22 protein-coding genes are annotated in these 26,610 nt (G+C 44.9%); 10 read left to right on the top strand and 12 right to left on the bottom strand.

Annotated elements, in window-relative coordinates:
• Positions 1-219 precede the first annotated feature (219 nt).
• A complete protein-coding gene (locus ACGHAV_RS15580) occupies positions 220-702 on the bottom strand; it encodes a type II secretion system protein (protein ID WP_390382663.1) in 483 nt (160 codons plus the stop codon).
• Positions 703-1,036: 334 nt separating this feature from the next.
• Positions 1,037-1,921, bottom strand: a complete 885-nt coding sequence (locus tag ACGHAV_RS15575) for a TraB/GumN family protein (RefSeq protein WP_390382660.1) — start codon at positions 1,919-1,921, stop codon at positions 1,037-1,039.
• Between the two features lie 336 nt (positions 1,922-2,257).
• Between ACGHAV_RS15575 and ACGHAV_RS15570 the strand changes: the two genes are divergently transcribed.
• The 5 genes from ACGHAV_RS15570 to ACGHAV_RS15550 all read left to right on the top strand — a co-directional run bounded on the left by ACGHAV_RS15570 (position 2,258) and on the right by ACGHAV_RS15550 (position 9,280).
• Entirely contained in the window at positions 2,258-3,289 is a 1,032-nt protein-coding gene (locus tag ACGHAV_RS15570; protein ID WP_390382657.1) for an alpha/beta hydrolase fold domain-containing protein, read from the top strand.
• A 354-nt stretch (positions 3,290-3,643) separates the two neighbouring features.
• Positions 3,644-5,323 (top strand): carbon starvation protein A, encoded by a 1,680-nt coding sequence (locus ACGHAV_RS15565; RefSeq protein ID WP_390382654.1) that lies wholly within the window; start codon positions 3,644-3,646, stop codon positions 5,321-5,323.
• A gap of 267 nt (positions 5,324-5,590) precedes the next feature.
• The gene (locus ACGHAV_RS15560; RefSeq protein ID WP_390382651.1) at positions 5,591-6,778 is read left to right on the top strand and encodes an SO_0444 family Cu/Zn efflux transporter; all 1,188 of its coding nucleotides are present in this window, start codon (positions 5,591-5,593) and stop codon (positions 6,776-6,778) included.
• Between the two features lie 134 nt (positions 6,779-6,912).
• Positions 6,913-7,995 (top strand): CNNM domain-containing protein, encoded by a 1,083-nt coding sequence (locus ACGHAV_RS15555; protein ID WP_390382648.1) that lies wholly within the window; start codon positions 6,913-6,915, stop codon positions 7,993-7,995.
• Positions 7,996-8,101: 106 nt separating this feature from the next.
• Positions 8,102-9,280 (top strand): energy transducer TonB, encoded by a 1,179-nt coding sequence (locus ACGHAV_RS15550; protein WP_390382645.1) that lies wholly within the window; start codon positions 8,102-8,104, stop codon positions 9,278-9,280.
• A gap of 20 nt (positions 9,281-9,300) precedes the next feature.
• Here the strand turns inward: ACGHAV_RS15550 and ACGHAV_RS15545 are convergent, their stop codons facing one another.
• The 6 genes from ACGHAV_RS15545 to pdsR all read right to left on the bottom strand — a co-directional run bounded on the left by ACGHAV_RS15545 (position 9,301) and on the right by pdsR (position 17,403).
• Positions 9,301-10,539 (bottom strand): hypothetical protein, encoded by a 1,239-nt coding sequence (locus ACGHAV_RS15545; protein WP_390382642.1) that lies wholly within the window; start codon positions 10,537-10,539, stop codon positions 9,301-9,303.
• Positions 10,539-11,189, bottom strand: a complete 651-nt coding sequence (locus ACGHAV_RS15540) for a methylamine utilization protein (protein ID WP_390382639.1) — start codon at positions 11,187-11,189, stop codon at positions 10,539-10,541. The genes ACGHAV_RS15545 and ACGHAV_RS15540 overlap by 1 nt, the downstream gene beginning before the upstream one ends.
• A 185-nt stretch (positions 11,190-11,374) precedes the next feature.
• Positions 11,375-12,055 (bottom strand): Fe2+-dependent dioxygenase, encoded by a 681-nt coding sequence (locus ACGHAV_RS15535; RefSeq protein ID WP_390382637.1) that lies wholly within the window; start codon positions 12,053-12,055, stop codon positions 11,375-11,377.
• Positions 12,056-12,088: 33 nt separating this feature from the next.
• The gene (locus ACGHAV_RS15530; protein WP_390382634.1) at positions 12,089-14,395 is read right to left on the bottom strand and encodes a TonB-dependent receptor; all 2,307 of its coding nucleotides are present in this window, start codon (positions 14,393-14,395) and stop codon (positions 12,089-12,091) included.
• A 125-nt stretch (positions 14,396-14,520) separates the two neighbouring features.
• Positions 14,521-16,692, bottom strand: a complete 2,172-nt coding sequence (gene pdsS, locus ACGHAV_RS15525) for a proteobacterial dedicated sortase system histidine kinase (RefSeq protein WP_390382632.1) — start codon at positions 16,690-16,692, stop codon at positions 14,521-14,523.
• Between the two features lie 21 nt (positions 16,693-16,713).
• On the bottom strand, positions 16,714-17,403 hold the full coding sequence (gene pdsR, locus ACGHAV_RS15520) for a proteobacterial dedicated sortase system response regulator (RefSeq protein ID WP_390382629.1): 690 nt from the start codon (positions 17,401-17,403) through the stop codon (positions 16,714-16,716).
• A gap of 289 nt (positions 17,404-17,692) precedes the next feature.
• Between pdsR and pdsO the strand changes: the two genes are divergently transcribed.
• On the top strand, positions 17,693-18,463 hold the full coding sequence (pdsO, locus tag ACGHAV_RS15515; protein WP_390382626.1) for a sortase-associated OmpA-like protein PdsO: 771 nt from the start codon (positions 17,693-17,695) through the stop codon (positions 18,461-18,463).
• Positions 18,464-18,503: 40 nt separating this feature from the next.
• Here pdsO and ACGHAV_RS15510 read toward each other — a convergent pair whose 3' ends face one another.
• Positions 18,504-19,124, bottom strand: a complete 621-nt coding sequence (locus tag ACGHAV_RS15510) for a carboxymuconolactone decarboxylase family protein (RefSeq protein WP_390382623.1) — start codon at positions 19,122-19,124, stop codon at positions 18,504-18,506.
• Positions 19,125-19,395: 271 nt separating this feature from the next.
• Between ACGHAV_RS15510 and ACGHAV_RS15505 the strand changes: the two genes are divergently transcribed.
• Genes ACGHAV_RS15505 through ACGHAV_RS15495 form a run of 3 tightly spaced genes read left to right on the top strand, consistent with a single transcriptional unit; the run spans position 19,396 to position 21,855 of the window.
• Complete coding sequence (locus ACGHAV_RS15505; RefSeq protein WP_390382620.1) at positions 19,396-20,322, top strand: ABC transporter ATP-binding protein; 927 nt, start codon at positions 19,396-19,398, stop codon at positions 20,320-20,322.
• Positions 20,323-20,371: 49 nt separating this feature from the next.
• Positions 20,372-21,187, top strand: coding sequence for an ABC transporter permease (locus ACGHAV_RS15500; RefSeq protein ID WP_390382617.1), 816 nt, complete (start codon positions 20,372-20,374; stop codon positions 21,185-21,187).
• Complete coding sequence (locus ACGHAV_RS15495) at positions 21,187-21,855, top strand: tRNA (guanine(46)-N(7))-methyltransferase TrmB (protein WP_390382614.1); 669 nt, start codon at positions 21,187-21,189, stop codon at positions 21,853-21,855. The genes ACGHAV_RS15500 and ACGHAV_RS15495 overlap by 1 nt, the downstream gene beginning before the upstream one ends.
• Positions 21,856-21,933: 78 nt before the next feature.
• Here ACGHAV_RS15495 and ACGHAV_RS15490 read toward each other — a convergent pair whose 3' ends face one another.
• Entirely contained in the window at positions 21,934-22,665 is a 732-nt protein-coding gene (locus ACGHAV_RS15490; protein ID WP_390382611.1) for an EAL domain-containing protein, read from the bottom strand.
• Positions 22,666-23,031: 366 nt separating this feature from the next.
• Between ACGHAV_RS15490 and panP the strand changes: the two genes are divergently transcribed.
• Positions 23,032-24,669, top strand: coding sequence for a pyridoxal-dependent aspartate 1-decarboxylase PanP (panP, locus tag ACGHAV_RS15485; protein ID WP_390382608.1), 1,638 nt, complete (start codon positions 23,032-23,034; stop codon positions 24,667-24,669).
• Between the two features lie 189 nt (positions 24,670-24,858).
• Here the strand turns inward: panP and panC are convergent, their stop codons facing one another.
• Both panC and panB read right to left on the bottom strand, forming a co-directional pair.
• Positions 24,859-25,707, bottom strand: a complete 849-nt coding sequence (gene panC / locus ACGHAV_RS15480) for a pantoate--beta-alanine ligase (RefSeq protein ID WP_390382605.1) — start codon at positions 25,705-25,707, stop codon at positions 24,859-24,861.
• Positions 25,708-25,787: 80 nt separating this feature from the next.
• Entirely contained in the window at positions 25,788-26,582 is a 795-nt protein-coding gene (gene panB / locus ACGHAV_RS15475) for a 3-methyl-2-oxobutanoate hydroxymethyltransferase (RefSeq protein WP_390382602.1), read from the bottom strand.
• Positions 26,583-26,610: the final 28 nt, after the last annotated feature.

The raw sequence follows: 26,610 nt of genomic DNA, 5'->3' as shown, positions 1-26,610 counted from the left end.
AAAGCTAGTGCGAGAGGGGAAACACGCCGTTAAGCCATCCTTGGCGGCTTCGCAGCAGCGTCCCTGCTGCGGAGAGTTTTTGATGGGGCTTCACTCCCTCCTTAATCGGCATAATAGGAAAGTTGGGAGGAGGGAAGAAAACAGGCCGTGTACGCATCCCTGCGGCATCTGTAAAACTCTAGTGTGAGGGAGGAATACACCGATGGCTGCCCAATAGCTTTAACTTTCGCAGTCAGAAATAGTAATGGTAGGTTGTTCACCTTGGTTTGGGTGACGGTAGGTTAACTTACAAACGTCGCTTGCGTTTATTTCGGCATTCGATAGCCGACTGGTGGCGCTTTCTAGGGTAGCGATAACCTCAGGTGCCGAGCCTGTATGTTTGAAATCGTCTTCAGTGAAGTCAGCGACCAATTTTAAGTTGATTTGGGTGGCGTAAGGATAGCCGTGGCGAACGCGAATACCAGAATTTAACGTGGTATCGGCACTGTCTGTGGCACCTTCGATAAGCGCCTTGGCATAAACAACGTTCGCGCTTGACGTTAGTGCAGCTCTTAGCCCCTCAAGAGCACCTTGCTGAGCATCTTTCTGTAAGTTTAAAAACTTCGGTGCGGCAGTTACTGCTAGTATACCTAGCAGTACAATTACAATAATAAGCTCTATTAATGTAAAACCAGTCTGGGCTCTCTTAACAACTGTAGTCATGCGCAAATCAAATTTCTGTTACAACGTCTTAGTATAATACAGCTGAAATGCGCTTCAGTATCAATTACGGTTTATCTGAGTATTAAACGTTACGCGTGTTGAGTGACCATGCCCCCTTTGTCACATGATCCTTGCTGTTAGTCACAGACCACTTTGCAAGCCAAAAAATATACACAAGTATAGACATGTCAGTATTAATTCTGACCAATACATTGATAATGTGTATTGTAAACTGGACGTTAGGGCTAACAGATTTCTGTTGGCCCATTTTTTTGCCCAATTACCTGAAGCTACCTGATAAAAAAGCAGCTTTTTAGAAGTAAGCTCCACCCATCTACAGTTGTTTTACGATGTAGCCCTTCGCTTTAAGCAGTTCAAGAACGTTGCCTTCACCAACAAGGTGACCTGCGCCAACTAATACAAACTCACTGTCGTCGTCGCCAAACATGGCTTCAATTTGTGGTAACCAATTTTGGTTGCGCTTGGTAAATACATCATCAAACGAAGAAGGAGACTCACGTTTAAATGTATCGATAACCAGTGTTTCTATTGTCTCGCTATCGCCCTCGCGCCACGCGGATATTGTGCCCTGCATTATTTCTTTGAATTCGGGCAATGTGGTAAGCGTTTCAGAGATAAAGCGCTCTTCTTCACCAACCCCCATGTTTGCAAGCATGTTAAGCTGAAAGTCGATGGTTTCTAGGTATTCCCTTGGTTTATTGTCGCGCTTCGCTAGCTGTGTGAAATAAGCATCTACCCCTTCACCAGCCATATTTACGCGTTGTGCTTCCATTGTTATCAGCATTGTAGCCACCAAACCAGGCTTGAAGCGCGCAAGCTGCTCTGCGTTAGCCCCAAACATTCCAAGGTATTGGTTAAGCGCATTGAAGGTTTCTTCAGACAACTTGTCTTTTAAATTACTTTCACCGGTGTAGGCCATTGCTTCAATCATTCTTTGTTGGGCAGCAATGTCTGTTGGGTCAGGTAATTCTGCTTCTAATACAATGGTGTCGCTCTTTTCATAGGTGTCGGTAAAAGCAGCGGGTAATGGAAATTCAGAAATGGGGAGAATGTGAATGGTACCGCCAACATACACGGTATCACTGTCTTTCGAGACTTCCCAAACCGATGTAGTAGATGCGTCTTGTGCAGCACTAATGGTACTTACTGCAGATAAACCTACCGCAAGAAAAAAGCGGCGTAACGAAAACGTAGTCATAAAATATTTCCCTATAAATGTTTATTAAAAGTGCCTTGAATTCCATTTGTTACACCCGGCATTTTGAATTGTCTTTTATGCCTAATAACTTGGGTATATTGTGAAAATCATAGCAAACTCACGTTAGTATCACGCCTGATCTAAATACTAGTTTTTCGACATTTCACAAATTTAAAATGTCGGTAAAAGCGTGAAAGCCTTACCAAGTAAGCTGCAAAATAAATTTACTACACAGTGCGGTTTGGTCACAGTAAAAATACTGAAAAATTCACGACTTTAAGTGAAAATAGTGTAGCGTATTAGGCTATTCGACAGTCATTAATTAGTAGGTACAGTATGCGCTTACGCTTTGTATTGTTGTGGTTAAGTTTCATTTCTACCGCCGTTTGGGCGACAGAGGCTGATATGACAGAACGCCAAATTCCAGTTCCACTTGCTGTTAGCGATGAACTAAAACGCGCTATTATTCAGTTTGGTATTCCAACGGTGCAACAAGCGTTAGACGGTACACCAACCGACAAAGAGACGTGGCTAGCGCTAATTCACTCTGTAAACACAGAACAAAAGAAAAAAGTGAAGAAAATGCGTAAGCAGTACAACGTTAATGTTGAAATGATGAACATTAATGGAATAACGGTGCGCAAAATAGTGCCGGCCGCTTTGTCAGATAAGTTTAAGAGTAAGATTTATTTAGATGTGCACGGTGGTGCCTATGTGTTTTTTGCGGGTCTCCCTAGTATTGAAGAGGGCATTTTAATTGCGCATCGTTTAGGTATAGAGGTTATTAGTGTCGATTATCAGATGCCACCTCATGCTCCTTCACCAGCGGCGTTAAACGACGTATTTTCCGTATATACGGCGTTGCTCGAAACACATGGTGCTCACAATATGTTCGTTGGCGGCACGTCCGCAGGTGGCGGTTTAGTACTTGGGCTTATGCAGCGTTTGGTGCATGAAAACATCGCCACGCCAGTGGCCATCTATGCGGGTACGCCTTGGGCCGACCTTACAAAAACGGGAGACAGTTTGTATATCAACGAAGGTGTTGACCGAATACTTATTACTTACGACGGCGTGTTAAAAGCGGCAGCTAACTTGTATGCCAATAAAGTCGCTTTAAATCACTCTTCTGTATCACCCCTTTACGGAAACTTTGAAGGGTTCCCACCTACATTTTTACTTAGCGGTACAAGGGATTTGTTTTTAAGCGATACGGTACGCGTTAACCGCAAACTACGCGAGGTTGGTGTACAAACTCAGTTAGAGGTGTTCGAAGGGCTATCGCATGCGGAATATCTAGTGGCGTATGAAACACCTGAATCTGCATCAGCCTATGCAGAACTCGCCTCTTTTTTCTCAAAATGGTGAAACTGCGTACTCGTTCTCTCCTAGTTAAACTCCACTCAACTCTAGACTTTAGACTTTAGTCTAATGCGTTATTTCAACAAGGCTCAACATGTTTAAATACGCGCCTAGAAAAACTTAAGTTAAGTTTTCATATACCTGAGTTTTTATTCACCTTAGCGACGTTAGTTAAGCACTCGTTGTGATCGGTGTTTAATGCTGGTGTCTATAAGCCTTGCGTAATAATTGAAATTGCCTCCCTCATGCAAATACTAAAAACTGCGCAAGTTATTGAGGTATTGAGCTTTTGCAGGTATGACCTTTACGCGCTATAAACTGGTGTAGTGTTTAAAGAAAATACAAAAATAGGATAACAGTATGCAATCAATTGCCATTGTAATACTGGGCATTGTTGGAATGATGCTTGGTTGGTTTGTGTATTCGAAGTTCATCGCAAACCGTATATTTAAATTAGATGATAGCTTTGCAACACCGGCGCACACTCAACGAGACGGTGTTGATTTTGTCCCTACCAACAAAGTGGTTTTGTGGGGACACCATTTCACGTCAGTTGCCGGTGCTGCGCCTATTGTAGGGCCTGCTATTGCGGTTTATTGGGGGTGGGTCCCTGCCGTACTTTGGGTGATATTTGGTACCATTTTATTTGCAGGCGTTCATGATATGGGCGCCCTGTGGGCTAGTGCTCGACACAAAGGTAAATCGATGGGAGCACTGTCTGAGAACGTCATTGGAAAACGATCGCGCTCGCTGTTTATGATTGTGGTGTTCTTAGTGTTGCTTATGGTCAATGCGGTGTTCGGCGTTGTAATAGCTAACTCGTTTGTATCCCAGCCAAATGCTGTATTCCCTGCTTGGACCGCCATCGCCGTAGCGCTTGTTATCGGCCAATTATTAAAACGTAATTTTAGCCTAATCCCCCTTTGCATTGTGGGTATATTTGTATTGTATGCTTCCGTGTATGCGGGTAGCTATATTCCACTTAGCTTGCCTGAAACCATGTTTGGTTTAGCCGATAAAGCGAACTGGATAATTATACTGTTTGTGTATGCCGCTATTGCTTCACTACTTCCTGTGTGGATGTTGTTGCAGCCTCGCGATTTCATTAACGGAATGCAGCTGTTGGTTGGCTTATTTTTGCTATACGGTGCAGTATTTTTTGCACTGCCCGACATTACAGCGCCTGCCTTTAACACACAAACCGCGGTTGATACGCCTAGCCTGATTCCACTGTTGTTTGTGACCATTGCATGTGGTGCGGTATCTGGTTTCCACGGTATCGTGTCATCGGGCACAAGCTCTAAGCAACTAGATAAAGAAACGGATGCCCGTTTTGTTGGTTACTTAGGCGCCATTGGCGAAGGCTCGCTTGCGCTTATAACTATTGTTGCAGTAAGCGGTGTTGCTTTTGCAGCGTCACCAGAAGAGTGGCATGAAGTGTATAGCCACTTGGGTGCAGGAAGTGTTGGTGCGTTTATTACCGGTGGCGCAAACTTGATTGCACAAGGCTGGGGGCTGCCTGTCGACTTCGCATCTACTATTCTTGCGGTTATGGTAGTGTTGTTCGCAGGTACTACCATGGACTCAGGTGTGCGTTTACAGCGTTACATAATTCAAGAATGGGGCGATATATACTCGCTGAACATGCTAAAAAATGGTGTTGTCGCAACGCTTGTAGCAGTGGGCTGCTGTTTGTTGCTTGCCTTTGGCGCTGGTGGTTCTTCAGGCAGTGGCGGTATGATCATTTGGCCTCTGTTTGGCTCTACAAACCAGATTCTGGCAAGCCTTACCTTACTTGTAATTTCTGTCATGCTCATCAAACTTGGTCGTCCTGCCAGATACACGCTTATTCCTATGGTGTTTGTGCTTGTAATGGCCTTTTTTGCAGGGGTGATCAAGCTAAAAGAATACTACCTAGAAGCGAATTACTTGCTGGTATTTTTAGATGCGGTGGTGTTGATAGTGTCAGTATTGGTGATGCTAGAAGCCATTTCGGTAGTGTCGAAATTAAAGAAAGAGAAAGCAGGTGCTACCGAATAATGAGGCTTTTCATGGTTGACCTCGTTATTTGAAACCCTATATCGAGACAGTCAGCGTTTAGGCCAGTACATCTGTACTGGCCTTTTTTGTATCTTTCGGCTACCACCTCTCGAAGCTAAATTCGCTTCGTTTAAGCTCATATTTTACGCGGATTTTTTCAAAATGAAGTAATTCTGTTAGTATATTCTAGGTATTGAGCTTTATTAGTTCACCGCTTTTATCCATGGGCCGTTTGCCAAAAGGCTAAGCGCCCCTAAACGAGGTTATATGACGGATATCCTTTTACTTGGCCAAAACTTTCTTGCGCTCTTTATTGAGTCTGCGCCATGGTTACTACTAGGTTTGTTAGTAGCGGGCGTTATGCATGAGCTTGTGCCGGTATCGTTTCTTGAAAAGCACATGGGAAACGAGTCTTTTTCGTCAATCAGTAAAGCGGCTATTATTGGCGCTCCATTACCACTGTGCTCATGCGGTGTTATTCCCGCTGCATTGGGTTTACGTCGCAGTGGTGCATCGAAGCCTTCTACCATTTCGTTTTTAGTGTCTACGCCTGAAACTGGGGTAGACAGTGTCTCTGTGTCATACGCATTACTCGGCCCTTTGTTTGCAATAGTAAGACCAATCGCTGCCATTGTAAGCGCGATTTATGCTGGTGCCATGGTAAGGTGGTTCGCTGGTGAAAATAACAGCACACCGAATTCTGAACATGTACATACTAGCTGCTGTAGCAGCACGTCACAGGAAGCAGTAGAGCCCAAAGCAGCAGAGCGAGAGAAGACGAAAGAAGAACACTCTCATAATGCGCACTCATCGTGCTGCGATAAAGAGGCTACTTTGACTCGTGATGATAGTCATCATGCTGAACCTCCCTCGAAAGCACGTCGTGTTGTAAGCTATGCTAGTGGCAAGTTACTAGAAGATATTGTGGTATGGCTATTAATTGGCCTAGCCCTAGCCGCGGCGATAAAAACATGGGTGCCTACCGACTTTTTAACGCAATGGGGCGACGGAATTGTTGCTATGCTGGTTATGGCTGTTATCGGTATTCCTATGTACATTTGCGCCACCGCCTCTACGCCATTAGCCGTGGGGTTTCTGGCGGCTGGTTTGTCGCCAGGTGCAGTATTAGTGTTTCTAATGGCAGGCCCAGCGACGAATGTCTCTACTATGGGAATGATTCGCCAAGAAATGGGCGGAAAAACGTTAGGCTTGTATTTATTTAGCGTAATTACAGCAAGTGTTGGTTTTGGTTACCTGCTTAACTATATAATCGCCCAATTCTCATTAGAAAGTTTAATAAAAACAGAAAGTCATATGCACCAGCACGGCGCTAATGTTCAAATTATTTACGGCGTATGTGCCCTTATTTTAGCTGCGCTTATAGTTCGGCTGGGTGTTGCAAAATGGCGTGAGCGTCGTCATCAGCCGCATTCGCATTCAGCGTGTTGCAGTTAGTAACAATTAATATAACACTTCGCTTGTATCTCGCGGCACGTTACTCATAATAGACCTTCGCCAAAACACAAATCACCTTGCGGTAATGGAAACATTCGCTTGGTTAACATTGCAATTGATTGCTTGGAACACACATGCTTTTACTCATCATTTATGTCTTTATCGCACTGGGCTTTTCGTTTTTGTGCTCTATTGCAGAGGCAGTTATTTTAAGCGTGTCGTCGGCGTACATTTCAGTGTTAGAGAAAGAAAAAAAGCCAAGTGGCGCGCTGCTACGTGCGCAAACCGACAACATCAACACGCCGCTATCGGCTATTTTAACGCTTAACACCATTGCCCACACTATGGGCGCTGCCGGTGCAGGTGCGCAAGCCGCCTCGGTATTTGGTGAAGCATATTTAGGCGTTATTTCGGCTGTACTGACGCTGCTAATCTTGGTTTTTTCTGAAATTATACCTAAAACGCTTGGTGCAACTTATTGGCGCTCGCTGGCGCCAGCAACAGCTTACTTTTTGAAATACCTTTCACTTATTCTTAAGCCTTTTGTGAAAATGTCTGAGCTACTTACACGCGGCTTTAAAGAAGACAGTCCGTTAAGGGGGCTTAGCCGTAGCGAACTACACGCGATGGCAGAGTTGTCGGGGCAGGAAGGTCAATTAGCTAATCATGAAGCGGCATTCTTACAAAGCTTGCTTAGCTTGCACGAACTCAAGGTGAAAGATGCGATAACACACCGCACGGCGCTTTTCTCTGTGGCCGAGTCGATGACCGTAGAAGCCTTTTTCCATAAACATGCCAGCATCGAATTTTCACGTATTCCCGTTTACGAAGATAATGATTCAGAAAACATCACGGGGTTTGTGATGCGCTCTGATTTGCTGGTGGCGCAAGCACGAGGGAATACAGACAAACCGCTTTCCGAATATGCAAAAGACATGATTACGGTACTCAACACCATGCCGCTGTCGGTAACCTTTGAGCACTTTATCAATAAGCATGTACACATGTTGCTGGTTGTTGACGAATACGGCGGTCTAGAAGGCGTATTAACGTTAGAAGATTTGCTAGAGCGCTTACTAGGTGTGGATATTGTTGATGAGAAAGACACAACGGTAAGTATGCGAAGACTTGCTAAAATGATGATGAAGCGAAAAGAGCAAATGATGGTGAAAAATGTACCCGATGCTTCGCTTGAAAATTCGTCTAAAAAGTCTTAGCGTTTGCACATACATTGTTCGCTATTTCGTATCGGGCTAGCTAGAAAAGTGCACCTGTATATTCGCAGAAACGTTCGATACCAGCTTTTCATGAAGGACTGAAAGAATGAAAAACTCACGGATTGAAACATCTCAAATATTTCTTAGTACTAAACGCGCTTCTACCTTGTTTTCGCCATCTCGTGTTGCTATTGCCACTGCAGCGTGCGCCGTGCTGTTAAGCTCGGGGACAATGGCACAGGAGTTAAGCGTGCCGTGCGATGAAACGGAAGAAAAAGCGTTAGCAACGGCCAAAAAAGATGAAGTAAAACGTATTACAGCGTTTACCCCTGCCGTTACCATTGAACGAGTGAATCCGCGTTACCCTAAGATGGCTGCAAGACGCGGAAGAGAAGGCTGGGTACGCGTAAGCTACGTTATAGATGAGCAGGGCAACGTAAAAGACCCGGTTATTGACGATTACTTTGGCAGCAGTGCTTTTAAACGCAGCGCACTTAGTGCGGTAGAACAATGGAAATTTGAACCTGCCATGAAAGATGGCAAACCCACTCAGCAATGCCATCAGCTTGTGCAAATGGACTTTAAAATGGGCGGGCAAACTGGAGCTCGTAGAAAGTTCATTATTGCGTATAAAGAAGCAGACGAAATCTTTCGCTCTGGCGATATTGAAGCTGCTGATCAGGCAGTAAAAGCTCTACATGCTTGGGACTCGCTAAACAGATATGAAAACACTTGGTTGCTGAGTTTAGATGCTCAAATAGCCAATGCATTACAAGATGAAAAGCGCGAAGCAAAAAGTCTAAGCCGCGTATTATCAAGCAACGGCAGCAAACAGCACAACGACATGGTATTCAGTGAAGACTATATCGCAAACGTTTATCAACGCATGATTGTGTTAGATGCACAGCGCGGGCAATATGCCGATGCATTAGCATCGTTCGAGTCGCTTAAGGGCATGGAAGAGCAACAAGCGCGCGTAGATGAAATTATGCCTGTTGTAGCTCAAATTAAAGAGCATATAGCATCTGATCAACACCTTCAGCTAACCGCAGAGCTAAACCAGCGCGGTGCCTGGTTCCATACATTAGTACGCAACAAGTTTGCCTTCAATAATATTCAAGGCGACCTAGATACTGTAGAAGTGCGCTGCGAAACCCATCGCGAGAAATTTACCGTAGCCGAAGACCACATATGGTCAATCCCAGAAAGTTGGGGACAGTGTCGAGTGCTGGTAAAAGGCGACGATGCCGCCACCTTCGATCTGATTGAGGTTGCTGAAAGCTAATGTAAGGCAAATTCAACTTTCTAAAAAGTCGCTGTAAGCGCTAGCTGGAAAAGGTGTTCGGTAAAACGTTCGTTGTTTTGAAAAAAGCGAAGGTTTTGCTGGGTACCTGAGTTTACTTGCCATTCACCGGTTATCGAGAAGTTGTCGTTTATTTTACGCCCTGCGCTTAAGGTGAAAGCGCGCCCTCTGCTGCCATTTGGGTCATACATAAAGTCATCGTTATCGTTCACTTGATACCAGTCTGCACGAGCAGCGATGGTATAAGGTGCCATGTCATAGGCAGCGGCTATATATGCACTGTTAAAGTCGTTATCAACGATGTTTTCACCCATAAGAGTGTCGCCAACTAACAACTGCGAAAACACGGTTAATTCAGTGTTGTATTTGTAGCGAAGGGTGACCGAGTGAAAGCGGGTGTGCCACGCATAAATACGGTCCGGATCTAAAATATTAGGGTCTGCGTTATTGTCGTAGTAGTAGTATTTCAACTCGGCACTGCGCTTGTAGGCTAGATGAGCACCAACGTAGTAACCAAAGCGACCGTCTATCTCTCTGAATGGGTCGGTCCATGCTGGGGCGTTTAGGCCTTCTTCGCTTACAATACCCGGCGTTGGTAAAAAGTTTACTCTGTCGTCGTAAAGTGATTGTCTATCATGCAGCGCAAAACCACGCCACGAAAGTAGGGTGCCCGTACTATCGTTGCCCTTAAATAGGCTGCCCAATATTTTCCACGACCAATTACTTCTTACTTGCCGTCCATTTTGACGCAAGCTTACTTCCACACCACCGGTTCGTAGTTCTTCTCCAATCCAACTGTTAATGGCTGAATTCGTTAAGAAGTGAGGAGAGAGCCACCCCATATCGGTGTTTTCAGCAGAAATAGCAGGATAGAACGCACCAATTTTTACTTCAGGTTTAATGGTTGAAGCGGTAAGCGGCCTATATTTTAGATAGGCTTGGGAAAAACCAAAACGCTTTTTACCATCACTGTAGCCGTTTATGACGGCAGCTGCAGACCAGCTATCAGACAGTCGCTGCTCGGTAGAAAGCACCGCTTGAGAGAGGTGAAAGCCATCGCCGTCGAAACGCTGATGACTGCGCCCCATCTGCTGAAAACTGTCACTGTTTTCTTGGGCAGTAAATGAAGTGCGAATTAGCACTTCAGTATTTGCATAGGCGTTGTAAGAAGCCGCGGTCAGTACCGTTGCCAGCAGCAGGTTAGCTATTTGATATGTGCGTTTCAGCTTAGCCTTATTCATCAATAGTCGCCAAAACCTGAATCAAAACCATCGTCACTTGTTATGACTGCATTTATCTGCCACGACACGGCGGTATTGTCGTTAACGGTTATTGTCTTGTCTGGGAAAACGTCATCACCGTTTGCCTCTGGGTGCCAGAACCGCAACTTGTAGTCGCCTTTTGGCAGTTTTAATGAGGCAGTGCCACTTTCTTCGGTTTTCACGAAGAAAGGAGAGTCTGACACTATGATGTAGCCCAACATCCAATCGTGAATGTTACAGCCAATATCCACGATTCCTGGCGCATCAAACGTAAGAGGCTCGGCGGTAAATTCTTTATATAGTTTAAGTTCGAACTGCTTTGTGGGAGAAAACGAATATACGTGGTGAAACAGGTTATCTGCATTTGGAAAGGTTATATCAGTTCCCGTATTCACTACTAAAACATGTGGCACGAATTGCTTGTCAATTTGGTTCATTACAGCCGGCGGCTGGTGAGGAAGCATGTTGGCTTCAACATCGAATAACGGCTCGAAAATAAATACGCCATTGCTGACTAAATTAGCGTTGCTGTCGGTTAGCGCAATATCAAATTTGTAGGTAGGTGCACTATCGTTTGCCAATAGCCCAGAAGAGAAAAACAATGAAGCAGCAATTAAAAAGGTTTTCATAGTACCAACACAGTTAACGTCTTAAACGCGAACTTTGTTCCTTTACATGATAGGCGTTACGTTTAAGACTACCTTAGATTACTAATAAAGACCTTATCATTCGCGCAATAATTTCATTGCAAAACAATACTAGGTTTAGTTTACCGGCACCAATAATTGCTGTAGACGGGAAGCTATTGTATTGCCTATACGTTGGTAAATTTTCTAATAAGGTTATGATACACGTGATGCAGTTTATCAAGCTGCTCTCGTGATGCTGTGTCACTGCTCAGTAAAGATTGAATAACTTGGTCTAATTGATAGAGCGTTTCACGAATTTGCTGGTCACCAACCATGCTTTGCATCCATGTAATAGCAGCAATACGCTCGCCTTTGGTAACAGGCGTCACCTTATGTAGGCTTGATGATGGATACAATATGGCACTACCAGCATCACATTTTATGCATTGCTCACCAAAGCCTGTTTGTATTACCAATTCACCGCCTTCGTATTCTTCTTTTTCGGATAGGAAGACAGTCATGGACATGTCGCTACGAAGAACATCGGGTGTATTTGGAATACGCATGATTGCCGCATCAACGTGATAGCCATAGGTCTGTGACTGACTGTACCGGTTAAAACAGGGTGGGAAAATACGTTGGGGTAACGCGGCAGAAACGACCTGCGGATGTGCCCCTAGTTTACTTAATAACGCGTTAGCGAGCTGCTGAACGCGTTTATCATTGGCATCTGCTTGACCGTTATTCTTGACACTAGCAGCCATACCCATCGCAGTTTCTTTACCATCACTAAACGGTACGTCGGCAAGGTGACGACGAAACTCTGCAACTTCATGTGGTGTTAGCAAATCAGGAATAACGATCATTTTTCAGCACTTCTCTTTTGTGTTTATGAGCAATTAAAATTCGTAGCTAAGCGTACCAGTGATGTTGCGACCATCACCAATATACATAAATGAGCCAGAACGATATGCTGCAGTCCAGTATTCTTTATCAAACAGGTTACCTACGTTTACGCGGAAGGTGAGGGCGTCTGAGTAATAATAGTTAGCAAATAAATTCACAACGTCATAATCTGGAACGACTATAGAGTATTCATTTGTATCGGTATTAAAACCTGCTGCCGTGTCGGGTTGTCCGCCAAACATTTCAGATTGATAACTATAATCACCACCGAAGGCAAACTTTTCGTTAGGCTGATAACGCATTTGAATGTAAAAACTTTCATCTGCAAAGTTACTCAATGCCAACCCTAAATTACTGTCGTTATATGACTTTAAGACTTCTGAATCCATAAAGGCTGCTGAAGCCTGAATACTAAATTTGTCCGTTATATCGCCACTTAGACCAAACTCAATACCTTCAACGCGGTTTTCACCTGTGTTCAACGTGCCAAGGGTTGAATATGAATCGCCAACACTTTCATGAACATCGCTTTTAGTGATTCGGAAAATGGCTGCATTGGCTACAAGTTTCTCGTTAAACAACGACCACTTTGTTCCAATTTCAATATTTTCTACCTGCTCTGGGTCAGCCTGTGCTGCTTGTTCTGGTGTTCCACACAAACCGCCATAACCACAGTTGGCACCTAAGTCTGACTCACCGCCATTAATATTAGTGGCTGTGCTGTATGATGCATAAAGGTTGCCGTGTTCTGATAACGAGTAAACAAGACCCAAATGGCCGTTGTACAGGTCGTCTTCAAAGGCAAAAAGCTGCTCTCCACCACGCCCCGATGTTGCATTGGTATAGTCATAGCTATCTGCGCGTAGACCAAAGAACATATCAAGCTTTTCAGTAAGCGCGAATGTGTCCATTACGTACCAAGAGTACGTTTCGATATCATATTGTGCATCGACGTTACCGCGCGTAAACGTTCTTCCCATCAACGCTCCTATGTTGTCTACTGCATTACCCTCAGCATCTAAAATACAGTAGCTTGAAGAAACACCGCGTCGTCCTCCAACAAGACAATTTGTTGGGTTGTTGTTCTCAACACTAAATACGCCGTTGTCTACAGACTCATCTGTATATTCAAAACCGAATACTAGACGGTGGTCTAACCCTAAAAATGCTGTATCCCAAAACAGGTTAAACTGCGATGTAACGTACTCTACATCTTGCCAACCTTGATGCGTGCTAAGTGATAGTGTGTAAGCACCAGGTGCAATTGGGTCTGTGGCATCTCGGTTTGTTCCACGCATGCCTGTAGTAATATATTCGTTTTCGGTTTTTCCTACGCGCGTGGCGTTATAAAAACGAAGGTTATCACTGATGTCATACTCGGTACGAAGCGTAAATGTGATCACTTCTGAGTTAAGGAAATCCTCATCTTGTGCGTACACAGGAATATCTTTAAGTGGATATCCTGCGTCTCTGTCGTAGTAGCTGCCCAAATCAGGTTTATCTTCAGCATTAAGGTAATAGATATCACCAGTAAATGATAAACGGTCAGTTGGCTGGTTTACGTATGATAATTGAACACCTTCGCGGTCTCGCTCAATGCCTTCACGGCCAGGTTTGTCTTCTGAAGAATAAAGGCCGTTTAAACGAACTGCACTTGTTTCAGTAAGGGTTTTATTTAAGTCAACAGTAAAGCGATTGTGTTCGTCGGTACCTATTGCTGCGTCAACGCGTCCAAAATTATAGGCTGTAGATGCCTTCTTCGTAATTGAGTTAACCGCACCGCCTGAAGATCCTCGCCCAGCAAAAGTTGAGCTTGGCCCTTTGGTTATTTCCACACGCTCGGTTGCAAAACTTTCACGTGTTGTCATTCCAGGATCTCGTAGTCCATCCACAAACACGTCGCTGCGTGCTTCATGACCACGAATAATGTATCGATCACCAAAAGCATTACCATTCTCGCCCGTTCCAAGGGTAACGCCTGCTTGTGCTTGCAGAATATCTTCAAGATCAGTTCTGCCACTTTCTTGAATTTGATCTTGAGTAAGAACAGTAATGGTTTGTGGTGTATCAACAAGGTCGGCTAAACGTCTTGGGTCGCCGGATTTGTCGTAGCGATAAATTGACTGCTGAACGCCATGAATACGAATAAGTTCAATAGCGTCATCAGAAGGCGCAGCGCACTCAGCTGATGTCTTATCATTGCAAACGTCGGTGTTATCTTGCGCTAAAACCGCGGTGTGACCAAAAGCAAGCGCAGCAGCAATAGTGTGTGCGCCCATACTTAACTTTTTGTTGTTCATTGTTTTTCCCCAGTGTGTGAGGGCGGGGAGTGTATAGAAAAAAGAAAGTTGTGTAAATATAAATGATAACAATTATCATTTATACTGTTTATTTGGATAAGCCTCCGAGAGTTGTGATTATATTTTTATGCAAGTGGAACAGACGCTGTAACAATCACGCCTGTTTTATCTTCGCGATCGTTAAGGCTTAGCGAACCTTTGTGAAACATCATAATGATATTGGCTATGTAAAGCCCCAAACCTAGGTGTGGTGACTGTGCTGCATTTTGAACGTCGTTCTCTTTTCTCACTGAGACCATCGACTGTAAAAGTTGTTCTTTCATGCCTTGCGGTAAAAGCGGGCCAGGATTACTGACACTGAGTATTGCTCGTTTATCCCTCTTTGAGAGCGTAACGTTAATTTCATCTTCTTCGCTGCTGAAATCGACGGCGTTTGAAATAATCTTATCGAAAAACTGTGCAATTAATTCTGGCGAGCCATCTATCATCAGTTGCTCTTCGCTAGTAGTTAGTACCCACTTGCGGTTTGTATACGTGTGCTTGTAACCTTCAATGCAACCCGTAATCACCTTCACAACATTAAAGGTTTCTAAATCTTCTTGTGCAATAGCCTGCTCTAATCGGGTTGCTTCACTCATGCTATTGAGTATGGTGCTAAGCCTATTTACGCCCGATTGCGCACGCGTGACGAAGACATCTTGCTGCTGCTTTTCGCTGACGTGTCCAAGCATATCTAATGATGATTTCACGACCGCAATGGGCGTGCGCAGTTCGTGTGATAAACGCGAAGCCATGTTTTCAAGGTACGAGTTGTATTGTTGAAGACGAGAGAGGACATCAGAAAATGAGCGCGATAAATCGCCTATCTCATCTCGTTGGTTTGATACAGGCAAGGTGCCCACTATTTTCCCGTTATCGTCGATAACCGCTTCGGTGCTGTCGCGAAGCTGCCTGATTCTGCTTGAGATACGACTAGCGAAAAGTAAAAGTCCAAGGGTACCAAGCAACATAACCGCTAATATGACATGAAATAGTTGCTCTAGCGCCCGGTTACGAAGGGTACGAATACCGTTTGTGGTTTGCTCTATTACCACGGCTCCCATTACGTTTCCGTCAATAAAAATGGGATATGCAGCCGACAGAATAATGGCTTTGTTGTCGGGCGACAGACGCCAAAGCGAGTCGGGCTGACCATTTAATGCGGTGCCTAAGTCTTGGCCGACCAAGGCGTAGGCATCGTCAAGCTCGTCGATGAAATCTGCAGGTGGGCGAGTAAGAATTTGATAATAAACCGGCAGTAGCCACTCGTTTTCCACCCATTGCCAGGCCGCGCTTCGCTCGGTTTGTGGCGCCGTTACTTCAATACCTGTTGCCGACTGTATATCACCAGCGCGGGCCAGCACCCGCTTATGTTTATCAACCACCCATACGCGCGAGTCTGCGTATTTAAGCCCTGCAAGAATGCGCTCAATTTCAGGTGATGGGGTGATTACCGTCCCCAGCTTTTCTAAATCTTTGGTGTTCGCGGTACCAAGAGCGTATTGTTTGTCACGTGTTTCTGCGTTATCTACATCAACAAGAGTAAAAGCTAAACCTCCGGTGGTCATAGAAAGCGGAAAGCGCAGTTCAATGTTATAGCCGTTTGCGGTCTCTTGCCAACGCCCTTGAATAGATAGCGCGTTTTCAACAGCGCGTGTGGTATCTGTACTACTAGCCAGTTTATAGGCGTTTACCCAGCCACTTTCATAAGGAGCAACCACATAGCGAGCCAACGTACCCTCTGGGGTTTCCATTCCTATAAGTAAGTGATCGCCACTCTCTACACTTAAGCTATTTGGTTGGCGCCACAGTAAAGCGTCGTCAGACACCTCAAACATGGCATAAAGGAACTGGCCGTAGCGTCCAACCATGTGCTTGAACGACAAGCTTACGGGCTCGCCCTGATTACCGCTGTAATACTCAATAACTTCAGCGCTTCCATATTCGCTTACCAGCTCATTTACTTGCTGCCAGTCGTTAAGCTCGCCGTCTAATCGAATTGGGTAGTGAATGGGCGGCGCATACAGGTCGGTACCCGGGCGTACATCTTGCAAATAGGCAGATTGACTGTCGAATAGCGCAGGTCGCTCGTGAAGTGCTGTAGCCACGGCTCGAGCGGTGCCAATCATGGTTTGCTCTTGCCCATTTCGAAGGTACTGTTCAAGCTCCCATACATAGTTGTAGCCTAGGTAAGGAATGGTGAACAAAAACAGCGATAGTACAACAAGCTGTAGGCGTATAGAGAAACGAAGTCGCATAGCTAATACGTGATTTCTATGTTACGGCTGCCAGCGATAACCCATACCGTATACGGTATCGATATGCTCAAAATTGGCATCTAACTGCACAAATTTTTTGCGCATGCGTTTAATGTGCGACGTGATAGTGGTGTCATCTACCACCATTCTAGATTCATCCATTAACTGCTGCCGGCTTTTAACATGCCCAGGGCGTTTAATAAGTGCGTGCAGCATCCAAAATTCGGTCACGGTAAGCAGTACAGGCTGATTTTGCCAACGTACGGTCATTCTTGAAACGTCCACTTTTAAATCGCCCACTTTTAATTCGTCTTTTTGCTCAGTAGGTGCGGCCAACAGGTCTGTTCTTCTGAACAAAGCGGCGATACGAGCAAGCAGGTGAGCCATGCTGATATCTTTTGTTAAATAGTCGTCGGCCCCCATTCGTAAACCACTTATGGTATCAACATCGTTGTCGCGAGCCGTAAAAAATATAATAGGTAGCGTTTGTGACAAACTGCGCAACTGCTGGCAAAGCATAAACCCACCTTCAATTTCATCTTTTAAGCCAATATCAATAATGGCAAGGTCGGGCAGAGTGTGGGTAAACGCTTCTGCCGCAGAGGGTCTATCATCGTATGCATTCACGCTGTAGCCCTGTGCCTGAAGGGCCATAATGTAGTTCTCGCGAATGGCTGCATCATCTTCAACTAAGGCGATGGTTTTTGGCATGCTGTGGTTCCGTCGTTCTTCAAACAGGGTGTGACAATGTGCACACTATACCTTTGAAAAGCCACCTTTGCTTAAGTTCGACATAAAATCCTCAAGAGTGCCTCATTTGCGCCATATTTCTCCAAAACCATCACAACATTTCCTCAAAGTATCGCACTTTCTGCCACTTATCGGCGGTTAAATAGCGTCATACCAAATGACTTACAGCAACACAATTTATCAACAAACTACCCTTTGCGTTGTGCGTCCCCCCAACGGCGCACAACGCTTTTTTTAAGAGGATTTATTTATGACACTACATTACTCCCTGCATCGCACTTTTAATGCTTTCACATACACCGCTATAACAGGATTAATGGCGCTTTCACTGAACGTGTCTGCCAGTACATCAAATCAGTACAACACACACCAAGTGCAACAAAACGAAGAGTCGAAAGCTGCTGCTATTGGTCTTAGCAGTGGTGTTGTAGTGGGCGCCATTGTGGCCGGCCCTGTCGGTGCAGCGATAGCCGGTATTGTTGGTGCACTGTTGGGAGAAAATACAGCTCAAGAAAATGCGCTACAAAATAACCGTGAAGCATTAAGTAAAGCGAACGATGAAAATACTGCTTTACTTGCTGCTAACCAGAGTATGCAAGAGCAGCTTATGATAACGAAAGTGGCCTACAGCGAAGAACTAGTGCAAGCACCTGCGCCAACACTTAAAAGCAGTATTCAGTTTAAATCTGGCTCTGTGGTGGTAGAGCCTGCGTATCAAGAGCAGTTATCACTTATCGCTAGTGCGCTTAAGGGTAATGAAAAACTGAGCATTCGTTTAACCGGTCAAGCCGATCAGCGCGGTGATACCCAGTTTAACGAAGCGCTTTCAATGCAGCGTGCACTAAGTGTTAAGAAAGAATTAACCCAGCGTGGTGTATCGGAAACGCAAATAATGACGGTAGCTGTCGGCGAGTCGCAAAGTAAACAAACCGAACATGAAGGTATTTTCTTTGATAGAAAAGTAGAAATGGAAATTGCCGAGCGAGCGCCGGTACTTATGAGTAACAGCGCGAACTATTGATTGTTACGGTATTGACCGAGCTTAATTAAGCTCGGTTTCATTACTTAACGTGTTTACCGCCAGTCCATCCACCTTGAGCAAGTACGTCGTCACCTAGTGCCTTGGGTGACGACTCAATTTCGGTGGCCATTGAGTCGTTCCAGCGATTTAAAAAGCCATACAAACTTACCGCACCAAGAATTTCTACAATTTCCTCTTCTTTCCAATGCGTACGCATTGCTTCCATAAGTGGGGCATCAACAGCATTAGGGACACTGCCTGCTGCTAGGGCAAAATCTAGCGCCACGCGTTCAGCCTGTGTGTAGAGTGGACTTGTTTGATATTCCCACACCGCAGCTACTTTTTCGTCGCTAATACCGTGAATACCTGCAGCAATAAGCGAATGCGCTTCGCAATACTGACAGCCCGCAGCGCGGCTGGCAAAGTGGGCAATTAGTCGTTTGAAACCGCCATCTACAACACTGCCTTCACCCATTACCCCTTTAGTTAGCGCGGCAAAGCCTTTTACCATCTCTGGTTTGCGCTGCATGGTAAGTAAACTGTTGGGAATAAAACCCAATATATCGATAAAAACGGCAAAGTCGTCGGCCAACTCTGGCGTTGTCTCAGGTGGCAATGGTGGCAGCAAAGGCGCGGGAGAAGTATTCTTGTTGTAAGACATTATAAATGGCCCTGTATTTATTATTATCCATTACATTTCAATATAAGCTACATTAGCGGTAAAACTTGAAATGTGTACTTTTTATACCCACCTACTGTGGTGTATTTAATCGTTAAAAACAATGACTAAATCGCGTTGATGTTCTAACTGCCAAGCGTTTTACGTTAAACTGTACGCTCGCGTTAAATCTTTACCATGCGCGCTTGCATGAAAAACTGCGATTGTCTCTTTCCAAAGTATGTCACTGCGACATTCAAAATACAGGCTACACATGAAAGCTTTAGATATTAAAGGGTTAACGAAAACCTACAAGGGTGGCGTACAAGCATTAAAAGGCGTTGACCTTTCAGTTGAACAAGGTGATTTTTTTGCTTTGTTGGGCCCAAATGGTGCAGGTAAATCAACCACTATCGGCATTATTAGCTCGTTGGTGAATCAAACCGATGGTCAGGTATCTGTATTTGGCTATGACCTTACAACCCAAAAAGAACAGGCTAAAGCCTGTATTGGGTTAGTGCCGCAAGAATTTAATTTCAACCAGTTTGAAACGGTTTTACAAATTGTTCTAAACCAGGCTGGTTACTATGGTGTTCCGCGCAACGTAGCCAAAGAACGTGCTAAAAAATACCTTGCCCAATTAGACCTGTGGGAAAAGCGAGATGCACGAGCGCGCGAACTGTCTGGCGGTATGAAACGCAGACTTATGATTGCACGTGCGCTTATGCACGAACCTAAACTACTTATACTAGACGAGCCAACCGCTGGTGTTGATATAGAAATTCGCCGCTCAATGTGGGGTTTCCTTGAAGAAATTAACCGTGCAGGTATTACTATTATTCTTACTACCCACTACCTTGAAGAAGCTGAAATGCTGTGTCGCAATATCGCCATCATCAATAAAGGCACTATTGTAGAAAATACGAGTATGAAAGCGCTGTTGTCTAAGCTTAGCTTAGAAACCTTTGTGCTAGATATATCTGTACCTGAGTCGGCAGCAGCACCATCGCTTAGCGGGTTTGAAAGCAGGCTTATCGATGATCACACATTAGAAGTGGATGTTGAAAAAACAGAAGGCCTAAACCCCGTTTTCTCGCAGTTAAGTGAACAGGGTATTCAAGTGATGAGTATGCGTAATAAATCTAACCGCTTGGAAGAATTGTTTGTGCGCCTTGTAGAGTCGGCAAAGCAAGCTGGTTAGCAGTTTTGCTAAAACTTCTGCTGCAACGCAACGAATACGGTATTAAACAGTGAAAACAGAAACCACAGTAATGAATACAGAACAAAATACCAGCTGGTTAAAGCAAAACTATGTGGCGCTTACCACTATCTGGATCAAAGAGTGCACGCGCTTTTTGCGTATTTGGGTACAAACCTTGGTGCCGCCTGCTATTACAATGAGCCTTTACTTCGTTATTTTCGGCAGCCTTATTGGTAACCGCATTGGCCAAATGGGCGGCTTTACCTACATGGAGTTCATTGTACCTGGGCTTATTATGATGTCGGTTATTACCAACTCATACGCCAACGTGTCGTCGTCTTTCTTTAGTGCCAAGTTTCAACGCAATATTGAAGAGCTGTTAGTCTCGCCAGTTCCCACCTCGGTAATTATTCTTGGCTATGTGGGCGGTGGTGTAGCGCGCGCCATTCTTATTGGCATTATTGTAACAATGGTGTCGCTGTTTTTTGTTGATGTTCAAATTCACAATATTGGCATTATTGCTTTAACTCTTTTACTTACTTCAACGCTATTTGCTACCGCAGGTTTGATTAACGCAGTGTTTGCTAAAACCTTCGACGATATCAGCGTAGTACCCACCTTTGTACTTACTCCCCTAACGTATTTAGGCGGTGTGTTTTATTCGCTTTCGCTGTTACCAGAGTTCTGGCAATGGGTGAGTAAAGCCAATCCAGTGGTATATATGGTTAACGGGTTCCGCTATGGGTTTTTAGGGGTATCAGACGTAAACGTAACCCTATCGCTAGGGCTACTAGTGGGATTCAATGCTCTGCTGTTTGGTGTGGCGTATTACCTTCTCAAAACAGGTAAGGGCATACGCAGTTAATGGCGTCAGGAAACTCTAGAGAAATAACCACCACGCAACAAGGCATTCACGATAAGCTTGAAGAGCTGGTGGTGAAATACCAAAAAAGCGAAAACAAACGTCCTATTAGCGACCACACACAGGCTGCGTTTGATGAGGTTAGTGCATGGCTAGACGGTTTTAAAGGCGATGTTATTTTAGATTCGTGCTGTGGTGTGGGCGAGAGTACGGCGAATATCGCCAATGCCTACCCTGAAGCACGGGTTATTGGTATCGATAAGTCTGCTCTTCGCGTAGACAAACATACGCACTACAGTACACAGAGCCAGAATTACCGTGTTATTCGTGCAGATGTGAATGACTTTTGGCGTTTGGTAAGGGCGGCCAATTGGAATGTGCTAAAACACTTTTTGCTTTACCCCAATCCGTACCCGAAAAAAACACAGGTACAAAAGCGTTGGCATGCCAGCGCGGCGATGGTCGATTTAATGGCAATAACGCCAAATATTGAAGTGCGAAGTAATTGGCTTATCTATGTCATGGAGTTTGCTCAGGCAGCAAAACATTATGGTTTAGTAAGCGATTTAGCAGAAGTCACTGGCGAGAAGCACATGACGCCTTTCGAACGAAAGTATCGCGAAAGCGGTCAGCCGTGCTGGCAATTAGTGTGCAGCAGCGACGAAGACTAAGTTCGAGCAGATTAAGTTCGAGAAGACTAAGCGGAAAAAAGCTAAGTGGGCGAAGGCTGAGCGAAAAAAGATTAAGCGTTAGTGTGGTTGCTGAGCCCGCTTTACACTTGCTACAGGCGGGCTAAAAACATATCCCTGAGCATAGCGTATTGGCAAACGTCTAACGCGCTCTAGCTGAGCTTCATCTTCAATGTGTTCAGCAATTACGTTCACGCCATGTCGTTCACAAAGGTTCAGCACATAGTCTACGTATTCGCGTACTGCGTCTTGGTCGTCGTAATGGCGAATTAAGCCGCCAGCTAACTTAATTCCTCGAACAGGAATGTTCATTAGTGCGCGGATATTCCCTGGACACGAACCTACATTATCAATAAAAACCCCCAATCCAGCGTGCATGCTTTTGTCGATAAAGCTCGCTAATTGCTGAGGGTTTGAAAGTGCCGTAGATGCACTTACTTCTGTACTGACTCGTTCAGGGTTAGGGTAGCTGGCTAAGTGCGTAATTAACGTATTTGTCAGCTGTTCGTTTTGCAGATCGTTAGATGTAATGTTGAAGTTCCACGGTATATTAAGGTCGTGAAAGTAGTGCGCACATTGCACAAACATACTTGCGGCTAAGGCACTAATATGATGTTCACGCTCAATAAGATACAGAAACTCACTGGGCAGAAACGTTTTGTCGCCTTGCGTGATTAATCGCGCAAGGCACTCATAGCGCCAAACGCCGCTGCTATCTAAATCAATGATAGGCTGAAAGTACGGCACGATGTCGTTCACCGAGAATTCTTCGCTTATTTCTCTAATTGGCATAAACTGACATCCTTACTTGTGCGTATTTATTCATAATTAAAATATAGCAGTATTGCAATGCAATGCCTTAGTTTTAGTGAACATAACAAATATGTTTCACGAATCAGCCTAAATGCTAAGGCGTACCACTTGGCGAAAATTGCAATCTAAGGTAAAGTGCGGCACCCTGAAAGTGACGTGATAAACTTTCAGGTTTGACAACGAATGGACCATGTCAGTGCGTATGCGTATACCCCAACGTTGAGCCATGCGGGTAACAATAGCAGCGCGTTAGGGAAAATAGGTGTCAGGCCGGTGTCCTACAAAACCGCCTGTTAATTCCGTCAGCGCGGAATATGTGTTTGTATTTATTGTGAGGTGTGTTGAGTGGGTGAAGCGCAAGTTAGTTTAGAGCACTTGTTTAGGGTCTTTACCAAGCCTGAACACAAAGACTCGAAGCTGGCTCAAATTGAGCAGCATTTATCTGACAACATTTTAGACTTTTTGTCGCAGCATGTTGTTACGAAAAAGACATCGCTTGAAGAAATTGAAAAAGATTTCTCAGACTCGAAAGTGCCTGAGTCGCCTGAGTTCGTTTCAACGCACGCAGAAAGCTTATTGGATAAGCTGGTAGCCCATTCTGTAAATACTTACTCGCCTACGTTTATAGGTCATATGACCTCGGCCCTGCCATATTTTCATCTTCCGCTGTCAAAGCTGATGGTGGGGCTTAACCAAAACCTCGTAAAAATTGAAACGTCGAAGGCCTTTACGCCGTTGGAACGTCAGGTCATCGGTATGATGCACAACTTGGTCTACGATCAGTCTGAGGCGTTTTATAACAAACATCTGCACAGTGCGGCACATTCATTAGGTGCATTTTGTTCTGGTGGTACTATTGCCAATATCACTGCGCTTTGGGTAGCTCGCAATAAAATGCTTGGTCCTCAAAAAGGTTTTTCTGGTGTGTCAAAAGCAGGTCTGGCTGCGGCATATCGCCATTACGACATCAACAACCTTGGCGTAATGTGCTCTAAACGCGGGCACTACTCGTTGTCTAAAGCAGTAGACGTTTTGGGTATTGGCAGAGAGCAGTTAATTACACTGCCAGCTCCACACCAAACGCTAGACCCTGCAAAGGCGCTTCGCGCAGGTAAGCGTTACCAGGAAGAAGGTAACAAGTTGCTAGCTATTGTTGGTGTAGGTGGAACTACTGAAACCGGTCACGTAGACCCATTAGATGAGCTTGCCGATGTGGCCAAAGAGCTTGGCTGTTGGTTCCATGTAGACGCAGCATGGGGCGGCGCAACGTTATTCTCATCACGCTATCGCTCTCGTTTGAAAGGCATTGAACGTGCTGACTCTGTTACTATCGATGCCCACAAGCAAATGTACGTACCTATGGGTGCCGGTATGGCCCTATTTAAAGACCCGCAAAACGCCAATGCGGTAAGGCATCACGCGCAATATATTTTACGTGCCGGCTCTAAAGACTTAGGTGCAACTACCCTTGAAGGTTCGCGAAACGGCATGGCCATGATGGTGTACTCAGCGCTGCATATCTTTGGTCGTAAAGGCTACGAGCTGCTAATTGATAGAAGTATTGATAAAGCCAGTGACTTCGCCAATATGATTGATAAGGCACAAGACTTCGAGTTAACCACATCGCCCACATTGTCGTTGTTAACCTATCGTGTATGTCCGCAAGAAGTGCAGCAAAAACTGAAGCACGTAAACGCGAAAATGCGCAATGTCATTAATCAAAAAATTGATGCACTTGTTGTAGCGGTACAAAAGCAACAGCGTGAAGCGGGTAAGTCGTTTGTGTCGCGTACACGATTAGAAGCGCCAGATTATCCTTCGCAATGCATAACAGTGTTTCGTGTAGTACTGGCGAACCCGCTTACTAGCCATAACGACCTTGCAGCGATTTTGGCTGAGCAACATTTAATAGCCAAAGAAACGCAGGCGTGGAAAGAGCTTATTGATTTTGTGTCTGATGAGGCTCTGCCGGCTTCAGCCTAATATGTTTCGCTTTTGCGAAGTGCATGACGCCAGCATGCTTAACCAAGAGGCGTTAAGCAGGCAGTCTTAAGCAACTAGTTACAAGCCGCTAGCGTTTAACAATCCCATAATCGAAAAAGCCCGAACGGTATTACCATTCGGGCTTTTTGCATTTAAGTCACCACAGTTTGAGTACTGTGACCTAACGTATTAAACGTGAACCTGTATGTTGTCGATAAGCCGTGTTTTACCCATAAATAACGCCACAACGATAACAAGGTGAGTATCAGTAGCTGAGGCCGGCATAAACGTACTTGCGTTCACAACTTTTACGTAGTCGTTTCTAAACCCTTTTTCTTCTAAATTTGCCACAGTAGAAGCTTCAAGCTCGTCGAAATTCTTATTACCCTTCTCGATTGCCACTTTCATGCGCTGCATCGCTTGGTAAATTTCACTGGCTGTTGCCTTTTCTTCCTTTGACAAATAGCCGTTGCGCGAACTCATGGCTAAACCTGATGCTTCGCGCTCTGTAGGTATACCATGGATGGTAACGGCCATAGAAAGATCTCGTGCCATGGTACGAATAACGGCAAGTTGCTGAAAGTCTTTTTCTCCGAAGAAGGCGTCGTCAGGCTGCACCATGTTGAACAGTTTACTTACTACCGTTGCTACACCGCGAAAGTGGCCTGGACGGCTAGCGCCGCACAGTACGTCAGAAATGCCTGGCACTTCTACAAAGGTTTGTGCATCAAGCCCAGCAGGGTACATATCAGCAACGCTAGGAAGAAATACCGCATCTGTACCCTCTGCTATAAGTTTCGCTTTGTCTTGTTCTATTGTACGAGGGTAAGCATCTAAATCTTCGTTTTTGCCAAACTGCATAGGGTTAACGAAGATACTTACGATTACTTTATCGTTGTGCGCTTTAGCGCGCTTAACTAACTTAAGGTGGCCATCATGCAAATTGCCCATGGTAGGCACAAAACCAACGCTAAGGCCGCTGCGTTTCCAATCACCAATGAGCTCGCGTAATGCTGCAGTGCTATCGATAACCTTCATATCTGTATTAACCTTTCTATCTAATCCAAGCTTAGTAATGTTTTGCCGTGCTTTTCGAAACTTATTTATTCGAAACCCATCTATTCGAAGCTGTGTTCAGCAGAAGGGAACGCGCCGCTTTCTACTTCTTCAATATACTTGGCAACGGCTTTACGCATATCGCCTATTTCAACCAAGTAGTTCTTTGAGAACTTCGGCATGTAGTTTGCGCTTATCCCAAACATATCATGCATCACTAGTATTTGACCGTCGGTGTCTTTGCCTGCGCCAATACCAATTACTGGAATGGTCAGGGCCTCACTCACTGCTTTTCCTAGTGATGAAGGCACACATTCAAGCACAAGTAGTTGAATACCCGCTTGCTCCAGCGCCTTAGCTTCTTCAATTAGCTTTTCCGCTTGGCTTGCTTCACGGCCTTGAACCTTAAAGCCACCAAATACGTGCACAGACTGCGGAGTTAAACCTAAGTGGCCACATACAGGCACACCGCGTAAGTTTAATCCTTCAATGGTTTCACATAGCCAGCTACCGCCTTCCATTTTTACCATGCTTGCACCCGCTGCCATAAGCTTGGCGGCGTTGGTATAGGTTTGCTCTGGTGTGGCGTAACTCATAAACGGCATATCTGCCAGCACAAATGCGCGTTGAGTGCCTTTGCGAACGCTTCTAGTGTGATAAGCAATGTCATCAATTGTTACAGGTAACGTGTCGTCTTCGCCCTGTAAAACCATACCTAACGAGTCACCAATCAGCAGTGCGTCTATGCCTTGCTCGTCGAACATTTTTGCAAAGCTGGCATCGTAAGCTGTTAACGAGGTAATTTTTTCACCTGCTTGCTTCTTCTTGAGCAAGCCTGAAACCGTAACTTTCTTCATGACATGATCCAGATAATGTTAGGAAATC

It is taken from the genome of Alteromonas sp. MTD1 (assembly GCF_042848195.1).
GTDB lineage: Bacteria > Pseudomonadota > Gammaproteobacteria > Enterobacterales > Alteromonadaceae > Alteromonas.
Note: the sequence above shows the minus strand (reverse complement) of the source record. Positions and strands in the feature narration are given on the sequence as shown.